The organism is Sphingopyxis sp. J-6 (genome assembly GCF_046603995.1).
Lineage (GTDB): Bacteria > Pseudomonadota > Alphaproteobacteria > Sphingomonadales > Sphingomonadaceae > Sphingopyxis.
On the sequence record NZ_CP145810.1, the window covers coordinates 2,892,799 to 2,911,288 of the forward strand.

21 protein-coding genes are annotated in these 18,490 nt (G+C 65.7%); 10 read left to right on the top strand and 11 right to left on the bottom strand.

The features are described 5' to 3' along the window. Positions 1 to 15: 15 nt before the first annotated feature. Positions 16 to 738, bottom strand: coding sequence for a ParA family protein (locus V6U71_RS14055; RefSeq protein WP_054587134.1), 723 nt, complete (start codon positions 736 to 738; stop codon positions 16 to 18). A gap of 269 nt (positions 739 to 1,007) precedes the next feature. On the opposite strand from V6U71_RS14055, the gene V6U71_RS14060 reads away from it, so the two are divergent. Continuing rightward, positions 1,008 to 2,390 (top strand): SPOR domain-containing protein, encoded by a 1,383-nt coding sequence (locus V6U71_RS14060; RefSeq protein ID WP_411339037.1) that lies wholly within the window; start codon positions 1,008 to 1,010, stop codon positions 2,388 to 2,390. A gap of 198 nt (positions 2,391 to 2,588) precedes the next feature. On the opposite strand, the gene V6U71_RS14065 is transcribed toward V6U71_RS14060, so the two are convergent. The 3 genes from V6U71_RS14065 to V6U71_RS14075 all read right to left on the bottom strand — a co-directional run bounded on the left by V6U71_RS14065 (position 2,589) and on the right by V6U71_RS14075 (position 5,701). After that, positions 2,589 to 3,158: a hypothetical protein gene (locus V6U71_RS14065; protein WP_411339038.1), complete on the bottom strand. Its 570-nt coding sequence runs from the start codon at positions 3,156 to 3,158 to the stop codon at positions 2,589 to 2,591. A 92-nt stretch (positions 3,159 to 3,250) separates the two neighbouring features. Then, positions 3,251 to 5,038, bottom strand: coding sequence for a diguanylate cyclase (locus V6U71_RS14070; protein WP_411339039.1), 1,788 nt, complete (start codon positions 5,036 to 5,038; stop codon positions 3,251 to 3,253). Positions 5,039 to 5,098: 60 nt separating this feature from the next. Further along, positions 5,099 to 5,701, bottom strand: a complete 603-nt coding sequence (locus V6U71_RS14075; protein WP_411339040.1) for a TetR/AcrR family transcriptional regulator — start codon at positions 5,699 to 5,701, stop codon at positions 5,099 to 5,101. A gap of 115 nt (positions 5,702 to 5,816) precedes the next feature. Between V6U71_RS14075 and V6U71_RS14080 the strand changes: the two genes are divergently transcribed. Beyond that, positions 5,817 to 7,259 (top strand): carotenoid oxygenase family protein, encoded by a 1,443-nt coding sequence (locus tag V6U71_RS14080; RefSeq protein ID WP_411339041.1) that lies wholly within the window; start codon positions 5,817 to 5,819, stop codon positions 7,257 to 7,259. On the opposite strand, the gene V6U71_RS14085 is transcribed toward V6U71_RS14080, so the two are convergent. Together V6U71_RS14085 and V6U71_RS14090 are read right to left on the bottom strand one after the other, a co-directional pair. Next, positions 7,180 to 8,040, bottom strand: a complete 861-nt coding sequence (locus V6U71_RS14085; RefSeq protein ID WP_411339042.1) for an NTP transferase domain-containing protein — start codon at positions 8,038 to 8,040, stop codon at positions 7,180 to 7,182. The genes V6U71_RS14080 and V6U71_RS14085 overlap by 80 nt on opposite strands. Then, complete coding sequence (locus V6U71_RS14090) at positions 8,037 to 9,065, bottom strand: D-alanine--D-alanine ligase family protein (protein WP_411339043.1); 1,029 nt, start codon at positions 9,063 to 9,065, stop codon at positions 8,037 to 8,039. Before V6U71_RS14090 ends, V6U71_RS14085 begins: the two co-directional genes overlap by 4 nt. 134 nt (positions 9,066 to 9,199) lie before the next feature. Here V6U71_RS14090 and V6U71_RS14095 point away from each other — a divergent pair, with 134 nt between their 5' ends. Further along, complete coding sequence (locus tag V6U71_RS14095) at positions 9,200 to 10,714, top strand: hypothetical protein (RefSeq protein WP_411339044.1); 1,515 nt, start codon at positions 9,200 to 9,202, stop codon at positions 10,712 to 10,714. A gap of 164 nt (positions 10,715 to 10,878) precedes the next feature. Next, on the top strand, positions 10,879 to 11,862 hold the full coding sequence (locus V6U71_RS14100; RefSeq protein ID WP_411339045.1) for a hypothetical protein: 984 nt from the start codon (positions 10,879 to 10,881) through the stop codon (positions 11,860 to 11,862). Positions 11,863 to 11,959: 97 nt separating this feature from the next. Here the strand turns inward: V6U71_RS14100 and rplL are convergent, their stop codons facing one another. Both rplL and rplJ read right to left on the bottom strand, forming a co-directional pair. Further along, positions 11,960 to 12,331, bottom strand: a complete 372-nt coding sequence (gene rplL, locus V6U71_RS14105) for a 50S ribosomal protein L7/L12 (protein WP_054587123.1) — start codon at positions 12,329 to 12,331, stop codon at positions 11,960 to 11,962. 59 nt (positions 12,332 to 12,390) lie between these two features. Continuing rightward, on the bottom strand, positions 12,391 to 12,906 hold the full coding sequence (rplJ, locus tag V6U71_RS14110) for a 50S ribosomal protein L10 (RefSeq protein ID WP_054587122.1): 516 nt from the start codon (positions 12,904 to 12,906) through the stop codon (positions 12,391 to 12,393). A 352-nt stretch (positions 12,907 to 13,258) separates the two neighbouring features. On the opposite strand from rplJ, the gene V6U71_RS14115 reads away from it, so the two are divergent. The 6 genes from V6U71_RS14115 (at position 13,259) to V6U71_RS14140 (ending at position 16,089) form a co-directional block, all read left to right on the top strand. Beyond that, positions 13,259 to 13,702, top strand: a complete 444-nt coding sequence (locus V6U71_RS14115) for an acetyltransferase (protein ID WP_411339046.1) — start codon at positions 13,259 to 13,261, stop codon at positions 13,700 to 13,702. 112 nt (positions 13,703 to 13,814) lie between these two features. Next, on the top strand, positions 13,815 to 14,420 hold the full coding sequence (locus V6U71_RS14120; RefSeq protein WP_411339047.1) for a PadR family transcriptional regulator: 606 nt from the start codon (positions 13,815 to 13,817) through the stop codon (positions 14,418 to 14,420). Then, entirely contained in the window at positions 14,420 to 14,740 is a 321-nt protein-coding gene (locus V6U71_RS14125) for a DUF2218 domain-containing protein (protein WP_411339048.1), read from the top strand. Before V6U71_RS14120 ends, V6U71_RS14125 begins: the two co-directional genes overlap by 1 nt. A gap of 174 nt (positions 14,741 to 14,914) precedes the next feature. Then, entirely contained in the window at positions 14,915 to 15,442 is a 528-nt protein-coding gene (locus tag V6U71_RS14130; RefSeq protein ID WP_411339049.1) for a DUF2975 domain-containing protein, read from the top strand. After that, positions 15,442 to 15,651: a helix-turn-helix domain-containing protein gene (locus tag V6U71_RS14135; RefSeq protein WP_054729982.1), complete on the top strand. Its 210-nt coding sequence runs from the start codon at positions 15,442 to 15,444 to the stop codon at positions 15,649 to 15,651. Before V6U71_RS14130 ends, V6U71_RS14135 begins: the two co-directional genes overlap by 1 nt. 135 nt (positions 15,652 to 15,786) lie before the next feature. Then, positions 15,787 to 16,089: a zf-TFIIB domain-containing protein gene (locus V6U71_RS14140; RefSeq protein WP_411339050.1), complete on the top strand. Its 303-nt coding sequence runs from the start codon at positions 15,787 to 15,789 to the stop codon at positions 16,087 to 16,089. 3 nt (positions 16,090 to 16,092) lie between these two features. On the opposite strand, the gene V6U71_RS14145 is transcribed toward V6U71_RS14140, so the two are convergent. Genes V6U71_RS14145 through V6U71_RS14155 form a run of 3 tightly spaced genes read right to left on the bottom strand, consistent with a single transcriptional unit; the run spans position 16,093 to position 18,481 of the window. Continuing rightward, positions 16,093 to 17,490, bottom strand: coding sequence for an amino acid permease (locus tag V6U71_RS14145; protein WP_411339051.1), 1,398 nt, complete (start codon positions 17,488 to 17,490; stop codon positions 16,093 to 16,095). A gap of 57 nt (positions 17,491 to 17,547) precedes the next feature. Beyond that, positions 17,548 to 18,189 carry a YoaK family protein gene (locus V6U71_RS14150; protein WP_411339053.1) on the bottom strand — a complete coding sequence of 214 codons (642 nt, stop codon included), beginning with the start codon at positions 18,187 to 18,189 and terminating at the stop codon, positions 17,548 to 17,550. A 4-nt stretch (positions 18,190 to 18,193) separates the two neighbouring features. After that, a complete protein-coding gene (locus V6U71_RS14155; protein WP_411339054.1) occupies positions 18,194 to 18,481 on the bottom strand; it encodes a 4a-hydroxytetrahydrobiopterin dehydratase in 288 nt (95 codons plus the stop codon). Between the last annotated feature and the right edge of the window lie 9 nt (positions 18,482 to 18,490).

An 18,490-nucleotide genomic window follows, 5' to 3' on the forward strand; every position in this document is an offset into this window, starting at 1 on the left:
CATTCCGGCTCCCCCTTACTGGCCCGCGATGCGGCGGCCGAAACCGCCGCCCATCGGACGGACCGCGCCGTAACCCGCCTGCGAAGGCAGCGGCGCCGAGAAGATGGTGCGGCGGAAATTCTTCTCCAGCCGGTCGTTCATATAGGACCAGAGCTGGCGGATTTCTTCGGCAGAACGGCCGTTGGGATCGACTTCCATCACCGTGCGGCCGTCGATCATCGACGCGGCATAGTCGGTGCGGTGATGCAGGGTGACCGGGGCGACGGTGCCATGCTGCGACAGCGCGACCGCGGCCTCGCTGGTGATCTTCGCTTTCGGCGTCGCGGCGTTGACGACGAACACCAGCGGCTTGCCCGCGCGCTCGCACAGGTCGACGGTGGCGCCGACGGCGCGCAGGTCGTGCGGGCTCGGGCGCGTCGGAACGACGATCAGTTCGGCGACGCCGATGACGCTCTGAATCGCCATGGTGATCGCCGGGGGCGTATCGATGACGGCCAGTTTAAAGCCTTGCTGGCGCAGGATTTCGAGGTCGGATGCCAGCCGCGCAACGGTGGTCTGCGCAAAGGCCGGCAGGTCGGTTTCGCGTTCGTTCCACCAGTCGGCGAGCGAACCCTGCGGATCGATATCGATCAGCACGACCGGTCCGGCGCCGGCAAGCTGCGCCTGCACCGCCAGATGTCCCGACAATGTCGTCTTGCCCGACCCGCCTTTTTGTGAAGCCAATGCCAAAACGCGCACGACTGTCCCCCTCAAAACCTCAATCGCGATGGGGAATGCCACGCAGGCCGCTAAAATTGGGTTAACGATGGCAAAAAGAGGGTGAACGACTTCTTCGCACCTATGGTAAACAAGGTCTTAGTGAATAACTGTCCCGGAACGGATCAGGATTCGCGCACCCCTTACCCGTCGCTAACGCGCTGTTAGCCATTTGGGGTTAGGGCAGCTTCGGGACTGCACACCGCCAAGGGATATCGCCCCTGCGCGACGCAAGTCATTGGAGAATATAGATGCGTTCATTCCGCACCGCCCTTTTGCTGGCGCTCCCGCTCGTTTCGGCGGCGATGCTCGCCGCCCCCGCGCACGCCGATGTCAAACAGGGCGTCGAGGCCTGGCAGGCCGGCGATTATCAGGCGGCGGTCGCCGAATGGCGCCCGCTCGCGCTGGCGGGCGATGCCGATGCGCAGTTCAATCTCGGTCAGGCCTACAAGCTCGGCCGCGGCGTGCCGACCGACCTCGCCCAGGCCGAAGCCTGGTACCGCAAGGCCGCCAAACAAGGGCATCTTCAGGCCGAGGATAATCTCGGCCTCATCCTCTTCACCGCCAATCGCCGCGACGAGGCGATGACCTATATCACCCGTTCGGCCGAACGCGGCGAACCGCGCGCGCAATATGTCCTCGGCACCGCGATGTTCAACGGCGACCTTGCCGCGCAGGACTGGCCGCGCGCCTATGCGCTGACCAAGCGCGCCAGCGATGCCGGGCTCGGCATTGCCTCGGCGCGGCTCGCGCAGCTCGACAATCTCATCCCGCTCGAACAGCGCCAGCGCGGCCTCGCGATGCTTCCCGAAATGGAAAAGAACGAACAGCGCGCGCGCCTCGCCGCAGTGAACGCCGCCGCGCCGGCGCCCGTCAAGCCCGCGCCGTCGCCGGTCAAGACCGCCAGCCTGCCCGCATCGCAGCCCGGCACCAGCTACACGCCGCCGCCGGTGATCACGCCGGCCCCTGCTCCGGCGCCTGTCCCGGCTCGCGCGCCCGCGCCCGTCGCCGCTGCACCGGTCGCGGTGCCCCCGGCGCCCGCGCCGCTTTCGTCGCCTGCGGCCGAAGCCGCTGCCGCCGCAGCCGTGCAGGCGACGGCCAACGCCGCCGCCGCGACCGCTGCCGCCCCCGTTCCCGTCCGCGCCGTGCCGGCGCCGATCCAGACCGCCGCGATCCCGCCGTCGCAGCCCGCCGCGGCGCCCGAGCAGCCCGGCACCACCTACGCCGCGCCGCCCGAGAGCGGCGAACTGCCGCCCGCTGCGGCACCGGCGCCCGCTGCGGCCCCAGCGCCCGTGCCTGAGCCCGTTGCGGCCTCACCCGCTCCGGTCGAGGCCGCACCGCCGCCGGACCCCGCTGCGGCGCCTGCCGCCGCGCCGGCACCCGCGCCGGTCCGCCACGCTGCCGCCAGCCCGTGGCGCGCGCAGCTCGGCGCCTTCGGGGTCGAGGGCAACGCCCGCAAGCTGTGGCTCAGCCTCGAAAAGAAGCATCCGTCGTTTGCGGCGCGCCAACCCTATCTGGTGCAGGGCAAGCTCACCCGCCTGCAGGTCGGCGATTTCGCCAGCAAGGGCGAAGCCGAAAGCTTCTGCGCCACCCTCCGCAAATCGGGCCAGGCCTGCCTCGTCGTCGACAAATAGGCGGTCGGGAAATCAATTTGGGGTAGAGAGCGGACATTCGTCTCTTTCTCTCGTCATCCCGGACTTGATCCGGGATCCACAGCCGCGCTGCTGTCATGGACCCCGGATCAAGTCCGGGGTGACGATAATGGATAGATAGCGACCGGTGGTCAGCGCTTATTACCGACGGATCGGCAGGAACCACCTAATTTGGTGTAGTTAACGGACATACGGCACACCGCATTCCAAGCAGTCACCCCACTGCCGGCTTTTTGGTGGGCGAGTTTGGAAACGCCCTTTCCGCTCAGATTCTTCAATGAGGAGGTCGAGTGCTCTCTCCATGGTGACGTTGCCACCCCAAAACTCGACCGACCATTTGTCGGTGACCTCTGCACCATTATCGGCGAATGCGGGCACGAGGACAAGCCGCTCGAAAGACTGGCCCAAGCCATATGTTCGTGGTTCGGGACATGATGAGGGCGGCAGTCGATTAGGGTCGCGCTTTTCATCGCGTCGCTTTCTCGCCTGTTCGAAAAACGACGGCGAACGATAGATCACGAAATCCCTCGGGCTTCCTTCGCCAATGAATATTTGATCGGCGCGGATAATCTCTGGTTGGTTCTTGTCTGGGTCAAACGCCTGAATAATCTGCCCGCTGATCAACATTCCTACACTAGCAACTTTGGCTATCGTTTCAGTCACAGGCGGCGCCCCTAAGGAGCAAGCTTGGGCTGGCATCGATAGCACCGCGCCAAAGGCAACGACCAAGATTGCAAAACTGTTAGCCATTGAGAGAACCTCATTTGGGCGCCTGCATCAGATGATTGCTGAAAATCGAAACTTCCGCAACCGGCCGAAACCCGCCTCCCGGAACGCCCCCCTCACGCCGCCATGCGCAACCGGTTCCGCCCCTCGCGCTTGGCGCGGTACAGCGCTTCGTCGGCGCGGTGCAGCAGGTCTTCGACGCTCGCTTCGCCGCCATAGACCGCCAGCCCGATGCTCACCGTCACGCGCGCCGGGCCGTCGCCCGCCCGATCCTCGGCCTCGATCGCCTTGCGCACCCGCTCGGCGACGATCTCCGCCGCCTGCGCGCTCGACCGCTGGAACACGCAGACGAATTCCTCGCCGCCGAAGCGGCCGACCATATCCTCTTCGCGCAGCGATGCCTTGGCGCGCTGCCCGACGCGGCGGATCACGACATCGCCGACCGCATGGCCGAAGTTGTCGTTGATCCGCTTGAAATGGTCGATGTCGAAGATCGCGACCGCCAGCGGCGCGCCATTATCGCGCGCGCCGACCAGCGCGCGTTCGAGGAAGGCGAGCGTGTGGCGCCGGTTCGGCAGTCCGGTCAGGAGGTCGGTGTTCGCCGCTTCTTCGGCCGAATTGCGCGCCGCCTCCAGCGCGCGGGCATTGTCGACCGTCTCGGTGATGTCCTGGATCGTTCCGAAGATGCCGACCGGCCGTCCCGAGCGGCTGAATTCGATCGAGCCGTGCGACACGATATCGCGGATCTCGTCGTCGTGCGGGCGGATCACCTGTCCGTGATATTCGAACGGCACCCCGTCCCGCACCGCATCCTCGAGCGTCTGACGGAGCCGCGTGCCGTCGCCGGGCATATAGAGGTCAAGGCTGCCCTCGATGCTCATTTCGGTGCCCGGATCGAGCCCGTGGATGCGGTATGCCTGATCGGACCAGTGGATCGTCCAGCGCACCAGATCGACGCGCCAGTGACCGACCAGCGCCGCGGCCTCGGCCTGCAGCAGCCAGCGGTTGCTCTGTTCGAGCCGCCGCGACAGCCGTTGCCGCACGACGAGCAGCGCCGCGAGCGGCAGCACCGTACCGAGCAGGGTCAGCAGGTAGAATTGCAGGAAGAAGACTTTCATCTTCGGCGCCGCGTCGATGCCCGCGATCGGGCCGTAACCCTGCCCGGTCAGCAGCGACGCGATGATCGCGACGACCAGCATGCCCGCCGCGGCGCCGAACGGGCCGAGCCGATAGGCGGCGGCGACGACCGCGACGCAGGGGACGAAGGTCACCGGAAATTGCGACTGCGAAAAGGACGCCGTCGTCACCAGCGCCGCGAGCGTCAGGATCACCATGGCCTCGACGCGCATCGCCAGCGGCATGTTGCGGAGCGCTTTCGATTCGGCGAGCCGGGCCAGCATGATGATCGGCGGCGTGACGATCAGCATGCCGAGCGCGACCGTCGTCAGCCATGACAGGAAGAAGTCAGCGCTGCCGCCGGTAAGCAGCGAGGCGATCGCGGCGCTCACCGTGCTTGCGGACAGCGCCGCGACACAGAAATTGCCGACCGAACGCGGTACCATGAACGACAGTTCGCCAGCCTCGCGGCGGCGCAGCACCCACAGCGCGATCGCGGCCTCGGCGCCGTTGGCGAGCGAGAAGGCGGCCGACGTCCAGAGCGGCGAACCGGCCATCATGTTGGCGGCAACGCTCGCCGCGGCCATCGCGGCAAAGGATGGTAGCCGGGCGTGCGACGGCATCAGCAACAGCAGCGCGAGGAAATAGCCGCTCGGCGGCCAGATCGCGGCGATATTGTCGGCGCCCTTCGTCGCGTACAACGACAGGCTCGCCAACAGATAATAGCCGAGCGCCGTGGCCGAAAACCAGAAAGCCGCCTCGACTCTTGGGGGGAGCGATCGCGTCATGCCCCCAAAATCGCCGAAACTGGCAAATAAATTGCTAAGATTACAAAGGGCGTGGCAGCGTCAGGCGACCCCGCCAAACGTCAGCGCGACGACATCGGCAACTTTCGCCTCGTCCCATTCGATGCGCCGGTCGAGGATCAGCATCGCAAGGCCGTGGACGAGCGACCAGGCGTGGAGCGCCGCGACGTCGGGGTCCTTCACCCCGGGCAAGGCCTCGCCGACCCCGGCGCGCAGCAGGTTGTACGCCGTCTCGCCGCCATCGCTGCCGGTCTCACGATAACGCTCGGGAATCTTGCGCGTGAAGCTCAGGCGGAACAGCGCCGGTTCCTCGTGCGCGAAGCGGACATAGGCGATGCCGGTCGCCTTGAACCCCGCGCTACCGCCGCCCGCTTTCAGCCACGCCTGCGCCTGCAATGCGCCGAGCCGCCGCAGCCCCTCGTCGGCAAGCGCGTCGAGCAGCGCCTCCTTGTCGGGAAAGTGGCGATAGAGCGCGGTCGCGCTCACCCCGACGTCGCGCGCCAGCGCGCGCAGCCCCAGCTCGCGCTCGTCGCCTGCGGCAAGCCGCTCCATCCCCGCCGCGATCACCGCCGCGCGCAGGTCGCCGTGATGATAAGCACCCTCGGCCTTCGGCTTCGCCTCCGGACGCGCCTTTGCATTTTTCATGTTGACACTGTTACCTTTGTTTGTCATATATGTTGTCACTGTAAACATATCGAGTCGTCCGCGCAAGCCCACGCTGTGCGGCACCTTCGCCAACTTCCGCTCGAGGAGCAACATCATGGCCAGCAGCGTCGAAACCCTGATCCGCAGCGCCGTCACCAAGGGCATCGTCAAAGTCGCGGACTTCAACCGCAAGCGCCTCCCCCGCCCCACCGACGCGCACCCCTATCTCACCGGCATCCACAAACCGATGACCGAGGAACTGACGCTCGAAGCGCTGCGCGTCGACGGTGAAATCCCCGCGGCGCTGAAGGGCCGCTATCTCCGCAACGGCCCCAATCCCGCCATCGCCCCCGACCCCGCCAGCTATCACTGGTTCACCGGCGCGGGCATGGTCCACGGTATCCGCATCGAAGGCGGCAAGGCCGACTGGTATCGCAACCGCTGGGTGCGCGGCAGCGAAGCCTGCTCCGCGCTCGGCGAGGAAATCCCGCCCGGACCGCGCAGCGACGGCAACGACGCGCCGAACACCAATGTCGTCGGTTTCGCCGGCCGCACCTTCGCGATCGTCGAGGCCGGCGGCAAGCCGGTCGAACTCAGCGATGCGCTCGAAACCATCGCACACAACCCGTTCGACGGCACGCTCGCCGGTTCCTACACCGCGCATCCGCACCACGACCCCTTCACGAACGAGACGCACGCAATCACCTATGCGGGGAACAATCCGAACCAGGTGTGGCACGTCGTCCTCGACGCCGACGCGCGGGTGATCCGAGAGGAAGCGATCGCCGTCGCCGACGGGCCGTCGATCCACGACTGTGCGATCACCGAAAATTACGTGCTCGTGTTCGACCTGCCCGTCACCTTTTCGATGAAGTCGCTGCTCGCCGGCTATCGTTTTCCCTATGAATGGAACGACGCGCACCCGGCGCGCGTCGGCCTGCTTCCCCGCCAGGGCCGCGGCGACGAGGTTATCTGGGTGCCGGTCGAGCCCTGCTATGTCTTCCACCCCGCCAATGCCCATGAGACCGCCGACGGCAAGGTGATCGTCGACGTCGTCGCGCACGAAACGATGTTCGCGCGCTCGAAACGCGGCCCCGACAGCGAGCGGTCGCGGATGGAACGCTGGACGATCGACCCCGTCGCGGGAACGACGGTGCGCACCGTCATCCACGACCATGGCCAGGAATTTCCGCGCTACGACGAGCGACTGATGACGCGCCCCTATCGCTATGTTTACAGTGTTTCCTTGCCCGAGGGCGAGGCGGTCGAGATGATGATCGCCGACACGCGGCTATTCCGCCACGACCTTGAACGCGGAACCACCGACACGCGCGATTTCGGTCCCGGGCGTCATCCCGGCGAGTTCGTCTTCGTGCCGCGCAGCGCCGAAGGCGCCGAGGATGATGGCTGGCTGATCGGGCTGGTCGTCGACATGAACGACGAGACCACCGATCTCGTCATCCTCAACGCCGACGATTTCAATGGGCCGGCACAAGCCGTAGTTCATCTGCCGCACCGCGTTCCGCCGGGGTTTCACGGCAACTGGGTCGCGGACTGACGAGACCGCGGCGCCACATCAGCATTTCGGTCACCGCCAGCGACCGCGCATTGTCGACATCGATCGCCGTCGCCCCGTCGCTCACCAGCAACGGGGCGATATCGACCTTCAGGTGGCGCGAGATGCGCCGGAAGATATGGTGGACCGGCCCCAGCCCGAAGCGAAAGCGGAGCAGGTTGATCAGCCCGAACGCCTGCATCACGCGGATCGGCTTCTTGACGAACTGCCCGCCACCGCGAAACGCCTCGGCGGCGCGCAGCGCGCCGCGATCACCGATCCAATAGGCGTTGCAGTTCGATACCGCGACGTCGGAAAACTTATAGAAGCGCCGCTGCCCCTCGGGATGCGCGGCCAGCACATCCTCGCGCCGCGCGAGCGCCACCCCGGCGCCGGCGCCCAGCCGCGCCGCCTCGCTGCCGATCTCGGCAATCGTCGCGGGCGTGAGCAGGCAATTGTCGGCGGTCGTGATGAACAACGGAAATTCTGCTCGGTCGGCGACGGCCAGGACCGAGTCCGCCAGATTGTCGGCGGCCGGAACAATGACGAGCCGTTCGCCGAGCCGCTCGACAACGGGGTCGGCCAGATCATCGAGCAAGCTTTCATGATGGGTCGAGACGAATATCCGCGCCGCATCGGTCTGTAGCGCGCTGTCGAGCACATGCGCAATCATCGCCCGGCCTGCCACGGGGACAAGGCATTTGTCGCCGACCCCATGCGCCTCGGCGAGTGCGTCGACGGCACCCGGACGGCGACCGGCAAGGATCAGGATCGAACCGCTCATGCCGCATCCCTCCGCGCAAAACCGACAAGCTGGCGGATCATGCTTTCGGACACGATCGTCTCGATCAGGTCGGCCTGCGTAAAGCCCGCCGCGACCGCCGCGCGGCCGAAGACCTTCTCCGACCACAGGTTGCAGTTGAGATTGACTTCGAGCAGCCGGATCTCGCCGGTCGCAAAATCGACGCGAAATTCGAACCTTCCATAATCGAAAGGCCAGAATATCTCGGCCATCTCCGTCGTATAGCGGGTCAGCCGCGCGCCGATCTCGGCATCGTCGAACAGCTTCAGGCTGTATTTCTGGCTGCGGTCGACCAGATCGCGCTTTTCCTGATAGGTGCGTAAATGGCTCGGGTCGGCCTGCTCGAAGATCATCATCGGCAGCATGGCGGGTGCGCCGTCGATCGTGACGACCGGCACCTCGACGTCGCTGCCGTCGATGAAAGGCTCGACGATCGCATCATGATCGAGCGCCTGCACCTCGGCGATCGCCTGCGCCAGTTCGCCCCGGTCGTGCGCATCGCGAATGCCCCACGACGCCGAACTGTTGTTCGGCTTGATCACCCAGCGCCGCGCCGGCGGACAGCGCGACACGTCGACCGGCGCCCCACGACGAAACAATGCCCAAGGGGCCGTCGGGACGCCCCGCGCTGCGGCTTCGAGCTTGGTGAGATGCTTGTCGTCCGAAAGCCCGCGAACGATCGGCGAGGCACCCACATAGGGCAGCCCCAGCCGGTTGCAGAGCAAGGGCAGCAACATCTCGCTGTTATAGAAGCCGCCACGATTCAGCAGCGGAAAGACGAAATCGGCATCGGGGCGCGCGAAGAGGTCGGCGTAATTGTCGGCAACGACCAACGGCATGCCGAGCCCTTCGAGTATCTCGCGCGTCTCGCGATGGTAAAGCGCGTGATTGCCGTCCTCGCTATGGAGTCCGCCGGTCCATTTCGCATGTTTGGCGATGAAAAGAAGCCGCTGGGTATCGCGCAGGCGATCCGGCAGCCGGGTCGGGGTGAGATCGGTGGTTCGCATATGACGCTCTGACCATAGTCAGGTTTCATGCCGATGACTTTTCGATGACTACCCTGAAACCAAAACGCCAAATCTCTGTCATCTTGGACCGGTAATTCGGAAGGATAGACCCCAATCCGATCGGATCCATCCGCATGCTTTTGAACCCGAAAAGTTTCGACAAAGACGGCTCGCGGTCGCACGGCGAATATGCCGCGCGGCTCGCTTCGGCGCTCGTCAGCGGAGGGGACGGGCGCATCCGGCTCGATGCGCAGGGCCGCAACCAATATTATGCCAGCGCCGCACCCAGCGACGCGCTGGCCTATGGCTCATCGACGATCAGCAGCATTTCGGACCATGCTTTCGAGACGCTGGTCGGCCGGTGGCATGACCGCCTCCACCGGCCGGTCGCGGCCGCCGACTATGCCGCAAAGCTGGACGCAATCCGTTACCGGCTGGGCGCATATTTCGGCCTTGGCGGCGAAGACGCGATCGTCTTCGCCGCGTCGGGAACCGATCTCGAATATGTCGGCCTGGCCGCCGCCTATGATGGCCGTCCGATCACGGCGGTCCTGCTCGGCCGCGACGAGGTGGGCAGCGGCTGCGTCCACAGCGCGGCGGGCCGTTTCTTCGCCGAAGAAACCGCCACCGGCGCCCGCGTCGTTGCCCAATCGGCAATCGACCAGGTCTTTGCCGGGATCGAACTTGTCGATGTCGCGGTCCGCGATGCCGCGGGTCGCCCGCGCGCATCGGCCGCTGTCGCTGCCGAACTGTCGCTGCATATCGAGCGCGCCGCCGCGAACGGCCGGCGCGCCGTCGTCCATGTCGTCCATGGATCGAAGTCGGGGCTGACCCTCCCCGCGCTCGCCGATGTCGAGCGGCTCGTCGCAACGCATGGCGACGCGATGACCGTCGTCGTCGACGCCTGCCAGCTTCGCATCGCACCGCATGTCGTTCGCCGCTATGCCGATCTCGGCTGCGTGGTGCTGATGACGGGCTCGAAGTTTGCCGGAGGCCCTCCCTTCAGTGGTTTCGCGCTCGTTCCCGCTGCGCTGCGCGACCGCGCGCAGCCGCTGCCGCAAGGCTTCCGCCGCCTCGCCAACCGCGCCGAATGGCCCGCCGACTGGCCGGGCGCCGACGGCCTGCCTGCGAACGGCAATTTCGGGCTGTTACTCCGGCTGCAGGCGGCGCTGATCGAAATCGAACGCTTTGCGGCCTTGCCGACAGATCGCGTAACTCACGTCGCGGCGCGGTTCAGCCATCATGTGATGCGCATCGTCAAACGCCTCGAACTTGCCGAAGTCCCGGGCGCCGGCGCAAGCTGCCTCGCCACCGAAACGCTGCGCACCCTCGACCTCTCGGCGCGCTGGCCGCAATGCGATTTCGACACGGCAAAGGCGATGCACGGTCACATTGCCCGTCAGTCCCGCCAATGGTTCGGCCAAGAAATCCGTCTCGGCCAGCCGGTGAAGACACATCCGCTGCTCGATGGCCGTATGGCGGGCACATTGCGCTTGTCGCTGTCGATGCCGCTGATCGTCGAGATGGCTGCGATGGACGATATGGGGCTCGATCAAAGGCTGGATCGCGACATGTCGCTCCTCGGCGCCGCAATTTCTACAGCGGGGGCGATGACGCTCGATGCGCCTCAGCCTGCCCCCATCGGCTGACCGCAAAACAGGTCTCACAACGCGACAAACAGTCCCGAATTCTTCGCCACGCCGTCCCGGCCGCACGGCTCATCGTGGAATCCGTCCTATTTTCGCAGCGCTTTCCGGTCGTGGACCGTTTCCTCTTCACTATGACCCAGAAACTTCCCCTCTCCCGCCCCGCCATGAGCGCGATTGCCGCGTTCCTGGCCCTGTCCACGCCGGCCGCCTTTGCGCAGGAAGCCCCGGTCGTCCCTATGACGCCGCCGGTGGCATCGCCGCCTGTCGCCTCGCCGCCGACCGTAGCGCAGCCGAGCACGACGGCGCCTGTCGCCGCACCGCAGACGGCGCAGCCGCCCACACCCAAGCCGGTAATCCGCGTACCGCTCGATCTTCCTGCAGTTGAAGCTGAGCCGGCTCCCAAGGCCGCCGAACCCAAAGCGGCTGCGGCACCGCAACGCGCCGAACGGCCGGCGCCGCGTCCGGCCGCACGCGCCGCGGCCGAGCCGGCAGCGCCTGAATCTGCAGCCCCGGCCGTTACCGAAACCGCCCCGCTGACGAGCGAAGCAACCCCGGTCGTCGCGCCCGTGATGGCGCCCGCCGAACCCGTTGCCGAACCCGCCGTGCGTCCGGTCGAGACGGCAGCCACGGGCGATAGCCTCCCTTGGGAGCTCGCTGGCGGAGCCGCCGCGCTGCTGATCGTCGGCGGTGCAGGCTTGGCGTTCGCGCGCCGTCGTCGTCGCAGCGAAGTCGACGCTGTCGAGGAGGGCATGAGCTATGAGGCGATGAAAGCCGCTGAGGCGGTGCCTTATAATCCGCCGCGCGAGGAATTGGCGGCTTCGCGCCCTGCGCTCGCCAGTACGCCGTCGTTCGCGGCCGCGCCGAGCGGCAGCATGGGCCGTCACGAAGCGATGGCGCTTGCCGGTCCGACGCCCGACAATCCCTTCGCCACGCTCAAGAAGCGGCTTGCTCGCGCGCGCTTCCTCGATAGCCAGGAACGCGCCGAATATGACGCAACGCTCGCGGCGCAGAAGGATATAGGCCGCAAGCCGGTCAGCGCTTGGGAAATCGCCCAGCGTCCGGCGCCGGCCCCCGCCGAGCAGGAAGTGCGCCGCCCCGAACCGGCTCGCGTCCGCACCAGCTTCCGTCCGGGCTATTCGAAGAACTGACCTCTGACGTTCGCTCAAACAAAAAGGGCGGTGCCTCGCGGCACCGCCCTTTTTTTATCGCAAGCGCGGCGGGCAAGCCCGCCGGCCCCGAACCGAATTACTTCAGTTCGACGGTCGCGCCGGCGGCGAGCAGCTTGGCCTTCAGCTCTTCGGCTTCGGCCTTGTTGACGCCTTCCTTGACGGCCTTCGGCGCGCCTTCGACGAGCGCCTTGGCTTCGCCCAAGCCCAGGCCGGTGATCGCACGGACTTCCTTAATCACGTTGATCTTGTTGCCGCCGTCACCCGTCAGGATGACGTCGAATTCGGTCTGCTCTTCAGCGGCCGGGCCAGCAGCGGCAGCAGCCGGAGCAGCAGCAACGGCAGCGGCAGCCGAAACGCCCCACTTTTCTTCGAGCAGCTTCGAAAGCTCGGCAGCTTCCAGAACGGTCAGCGCCGAAAGGTCTTCAACGATCTTTGCGAGATCAGCCATGTTCATTCTCCATCAGAACCGGGATATCCCGGCAGTAAGTTTCAAGGGTTAGTTCGAAATCACGCTGCTTCTTTGGCGGCATATGCGCCAAAAACCCGCGCCAGCTGGCCCGCCGGGGCTGCGGCAATCTGCGCAACCTTGGTGGCCGGAGCCTGCACCAGACCGATGATCTTGGCGCGGAGCTCGTCGAGCGAGGGAAGCGAAGCCAGCGCTTTGACGCCATTCACGTCGAGGACCACGTCGCCCATGCCGCCGCCAACGATTTCAAGCTTGTCGTTGGTCTTGGCAAATTCCACGGCGATCTTCGCAGCCGAGACCGGATCGGTCGAGGTTGCGAGGGCCGTGGGACCGGTCAGCAGTTCGCCGATACCGGTGTAGGACGTGCCATCGAGCGCGATTTTGGCAAGACGGTTCTTCGTGACGCGAAAGTCGGCCCCTGCATCGCGCATCTGCTGGCGCAGCACCGTCGACTGGGCGACGGTCATGCCAAGGTTGCGGACGACCACAACCGAGGCAGCTGACGACAGCGTAGCGTTCAGCGAGGATACGGCTTCGGCCTTTTCCGTACGATCCATGCCTATACTCCACTCATCTGCCCGAATGCGCGGGCGCCAAAGACGCTCGCGCCGCCGGGCGGCTAACACACGCAAATACGGACGCGAGCCATGGCTCACCCGTCTTTGCGCAACGATGTCCGATGGGGTCGGTCAAGACGCGTCGCCTGATCGAACAGGCGGGCGACCGAAAAAGACTGTTCCCCGTCTCGGCTGGAAATTAAGAAGGGCAAATCCCCTTCACCAACTGTCTCGGACGGAATTGCCACGGCCGAGACCGGGGCAACACGGGGGCGCTAATAGCGCTCGCGTGCGCAAAGTCAAGCCAGCGGGACGCTTGGCGGATGCCACGCGGTGTCATAAGGGCGAAGGCATGCTGGCCATCCGCAAATCCACTTCAGCCGACGCGGTGCGCGTGATCGAGATCTGGCGCGACGCCGTCGATGCCACGCACGACTTCCTCACCCGCGAAGACAGGACGGCAATCGAGGAAGAGGTCCGGTCTTTCCTCCCTGCCGCTCCCCTTTGGATCGCCGTCGATCGCGGCGACCGGCCGCTGGGCTTCATGCTGCTCGACGGGTCCAGCATGGAAGCGCTGTTCATCGATCCCGCGCATCGCGGCCGCGGGGTCGGCCGCATGCTCGTCGAACATGCCCTCACCCTGCTCCCGACGCTGACCACCGAGGTGAACGAGCAAAATGCGCAGGCGGTCGGCTTTTATGAGCGCATGGGTTTTGTGCGGACGGGCCGGTCCGACCGCGACGGCCAGGGCCGTGCCTATCCGTTGATCCACCTGCGTCACGCGCCGCGCGGCTAGATCGCAGCCGCTTCTTTCTTCCATTTCATTCGCCCGTTTCTCCAAAACACCCCTTGCGCATCTTTCTTTAAGATATATCTTAGAACTATCAAGAATCACTCTAAGGAAAGATATGATGCGATTTTACGGACATGTGGGCGGTGGCTGCGGGAAGCGTCACGCCATGCATCGCGGCGGCCGCGGACGCGGTTTCGGTCATGGCTTCGGACGCGGCTTCGGCGGGCGTCACGGCCATGACGACGAAGGACGCGGCGGGCGCCGGCGGATGTTCGACAGCGGCGAGCTCCGCCTCGTGCTGCTCAAGCTGATCGCCGACGAACCCCGCCACGGCTACGACCTCATCCGCCAGATCGAGGAACTGACCGGCGGCGCCTATGCCCCCAGCCCCGGGGTCATCTACCCCACGCTGACGCTGCTCGACGACATGGGCCAGATCGAGGCGCAGCAGAGCGACGGCGCCAAGAAGCTGTTCGCGATTACCGACGACGGCCGGGCCGAACTCGACGCGAACGCCGGACTGGTCGACGGACTGATCGCCCGCCTCGCTGCGATCGGCGAGGAACGGCAGCGCACGGATTCGGCTTCGGTGCGCCGCGCCATGGGCAATTTGCGGCAGGTGCTGGTCGACCGGCTCGGCCATCGCGATGTCGATCAGGAAACCCTGCACGCCGTCGTCGCGCTGATCGACGAAGCGGCGCAGAAGATCGAGCGGCTGTGATGACGGTTTCCGCTACCGCAAATGTGCCGACTGCGCATGCGAGCAAATATCTGCAGCAGCTATGCAAGCACTGGCAGCATAATCTGGCGGTCGAATTCGACGCCGGACATGGCACGGTGACTTTCCCGAAGGACGCACGCGGCGCCGACTGGCCCGGCGACGGACTGGTTACCTTCGATGCCGGACCCGACACGCTCGCGGTCCGCATCGACGCCAGCGTCGACGACCAGCTCGAAGGGTTGAAAGGCGCCGTTGCGCGCCACCTCGTCCGCTTCGCCTTTCGCGAAGCGCCGCTGAGCTTCGACTGGCAGGCCCTCTAGCTATCCGTCATTCCGGCGGATGCCGGAACCTCGGCTTATGCTCCATGATGCAACGGCGAGATCCCGGCCTTCGCCGGGATGACAGATAGATTCATATCGTTTTTCGATATTATCGATTGACGATAAACATGAATCGGCATATTGTTTTTCGATAAACATCCATCGGAGAATGACATGTCGACCGCCAGCCCGGCCCTTCTCGGTGCGACACGCGGCCTGCTCTGGCTCTTCCTCGGGCTGGTCGCCGTCGCCACGCTGCTCGTTCTCGCGATCGGCGTCGCGCTGGCCTTTGCCTGGCCGGAAACGCTCGCCCATTTCCGCGACACCGGCGTTTTCCTCGACGTCGCCTCGGCGCGTGCGCCGCTCGGCTTCATGATGCTGCTGTTTCTCGCCATTCTCCTCGCGACGGCCTTCATGCTGCGCCAGCTTCAGGCGCTGGTCGCCAGCGCCGCGAACGGCGACCCTTTCGCGCCGACCAGCGCGCAACGATTGCGCCGCGTCGGCTGGGCGCTGGTCGTCACGCAGGCGGCTGCGCTGCCGATCCACTGGATTTCCAGCCGCATCGTCGCGACCGGCAGCGACCTCGGCAGTGCCGGCGGCCTGTCGCTCGGCGGGGTACTGGCAATCCTGCTCGCCTTCGTGCTTGCTGCGGTGTTCGAACAGGGCAGCGCGATGCGCGACGAACTCGAGGGCACCGTCTGATGGCGATCGTCGTGAAGCTCGACGATCTGCTCCTCGACCGGCAGATGACGCTCACCGACCTGTCGGAGCGCATCGGCATCACGCTCGCCAACCTTTCGATCCTCAAGACCGGCAAGGCCAAGGCGATGCGTTTTTCGACGCTCGAAGCGATCTGTACCGAACTCAATTGCCAGCCCGGCGACCTGCTGGCGTTCGAATCCGACGGCTGAACACAGCGCGGTTATCCCTCCCCCTCACCCGCCCCGGAATCTTGCGCCGGGGCGGGTTTTCTTTTGCCCGCGACGCGGAACGCAAGACATGGCAGGACGTTGGACCGAGGCGGCCCCGTCGGGCCGCTTTTATCGATGAAAGGAATATCCGTGACCGATGCCCAGGGGCTGCTCTGCCCGACCTGCCGCGTGAATCTCACCATGTCGGAACGCCAGGGGATCGAGATCGACTATTGCCCGCAATGCCGCGGCGTCTGGCTCGACCGCGGCGAGCTCGACAAGATCATCGAACGCAGCGAAACCGCGAGTGCCCCGGCCCCGCGTGCATCCGCGCCGCCGCCGCAGCCCGAATATCGCGAGCGCGGCTATGACGACCGCCACCATGGCAAGCCGTACAAGAAGAAGTATAAAAGCTTCCTCAGCGACCTGTTCGACTGACCGTCAGCCGATGACTGCGTTCCGGCGCGCGTAGAGGAAATAGACGCCGAGCCCGACGACGTTCCAGATCACGAACCAGAACTGCGTCTGGGCCGGCAGGCTGAAGAACAGATAGATGCAGCCGAGCACCGCGATGCCGCCGACCACCCACGGCAGCGGCGTACGGAAGGTGCGCGGCGCGTCGGGCGCGCGGCGGCGCATGATCAGCATACACACCGACACCGCGCTGAACGCGGCGAGCGTCCCGGCGTTGGCCAGCGCCGCCAGTTCGCCGAGCGGGATGAAGCCGGCGAGCACTGCGACGACGAGCGCGGTGAAGATGGTGATGCGCACCGGGGTCCCCCGCGACGACAGCTTGGCGAGGCTGGCAGGCAGCAGTCCGTCGCGTGCCATGGTGAAGAAGATGCGGCTCTGCCCATAGAAAAAGGCCAAGATGACCGTCGGCAGCGCGATGATCGCCGATACCGCCAGATATTGCGCCGCCAGCGGGCTGCCGAGCTGGCGCAGGATCAGGGCCAGCGGCTCGGGGCTGTTGGCGAAACGTGTATAGGCGATGGCGCCGACCGCGGCGACGGCGACAGCAATATAGATGGCGACGCAGGCAACCATCGATCCGACGATGCCGATCTTGAGATCGCGGTCGGGGTTCTTGGCTTCCTCGGCCGCAGTCGCGATCGCATCGAAGCCGTAGAAGGCGAAAAAGATGATCGCCGCCGCCGCCATCACGCCGCGTTCGACGCCGTCGGGACCCATATGCTTGGCAAAGCCATAGGGACTGAAGGGTTCGAGGTTCGCGGCATCGAACGCCGGCAGGGCCACGGCAACGAAGACCACCAGCGCAACGATCTTCACAAGCACCAGAACGGCGTTGAGCGTCGCGCTTTCGCGCGTCCCGACGAGCAGCAGCCCGGCAACGATGGCGATGATCGCGATCGCCGGCAGGTTGACGATCCCGCCGAGTTCGGGCCCCTGCATCAGCGCCATCGGCACGCCCGCCCATGCCTGTAACAGTGGCGCAGCATAACCCGACCAGCCGACCGCGACCGCGCTGACCACCAGCGAATATTCGAGGATCAGGCTCCAGCCGACGACCCAGGCAAGCAGTTCGCCGATCACGACATAGCTATAGGTATAGGCGCTGCCCGACGCCGGGATCATCGTCGCCATTTCGGCGTAGGCGAGCGCGGCGCAGGCACAGATCAGACCCGCGATGCCGAACGACAGGATCACGGCGGGGCCCGCCTTGTCGGCGCCGACACCGATCAGCGTCAAAATACCCGTGCCGACGATCGCCCCGACGCCAAGCGCAATCAGATGCGGCCAGCCGAGCGTCCGCGCCAGCGCCTGCCCCTCATGTGGTTCGGGAATGATCGGTTTGCGGCGAAACAGGCTGTCGGTCATGCGTGGGCTCCCCATTTTGCCCGCTTGTGCGATGGGATGGACCTGAACGCAAGGCGGTCAGGCGGGAATCCGCATGATCGACCGGGCGCAAAGCGACAGGGCGGCGGAAAGCAGCACGGCACAGCCATAGGCCGCCAACGGCCGCCAGCTCGCCATGGCCGCGCCGGCCGATGCACCGGCGACCAGCCCGCCCCACAGCCCGAGATGCGGCAACCAGTGGCCGTCGCCCTCGCGCCGCAGCGCATTGGCGATCTTTTGCCCCATCTGGACCAATGTTCCGGTCATATAGGTTACGCCGACCACCGCCCCGTCGCGTCCCTCGAACGCCGCATTGGCGACGCCCATGGCGAGGGCCAGGCAGGCGACGGCCGGCCACCCCGCATCGGCGAGACGCAGCGCGAAAGCCACGCCCAGCAGTAACGTAACGCATGCGAGCACCAGCGGCGTCCGCACCGGCCGGAAGCGCGCCGCGATCAGCGAACCGGCAACCACGCCGCTCACGAAGATAGCGATGAGCGCGCCCGCGATCAGCGCGGCATCGCGCCACTCCGCCACCCCCACCGCAAAGCGGGTCGAGTTGCCGGTCATGAAGGAAACGAAAAAGCCCGCCGATTCGACGAACCCGGTCGCATCGACGAAGCCGGCAAGCATTGCCGTTCCGACCGCAAGCATCCGAACCCGGCGGTCGAAACGGATCATCGCCTCAGACCAGCGCTTCGATCGCTTCGGCCAGCTTCGCGTCGCGTTCGGAAAGGCCGTCCGCGTCGTGCGTGGTCAGCAGGATGTCAACGCGGTTGTAGACGTTCGACCATTCGGGATGATGATCCATCTTCTCCGCGATGATCGCGACGCTCGCCATGAAGCCGAAGGCCCGCGCGAAATCGGCGAATTTGAACTGACGGGTGATGGCGTCGCGCTGCGGCTCGTGCGTCCACTCGGGGAAGCGGGCAAGGAGAGCGCTGCGCTGCGCATCGTCGAGTTTCTGGACCATGTCTTTTCT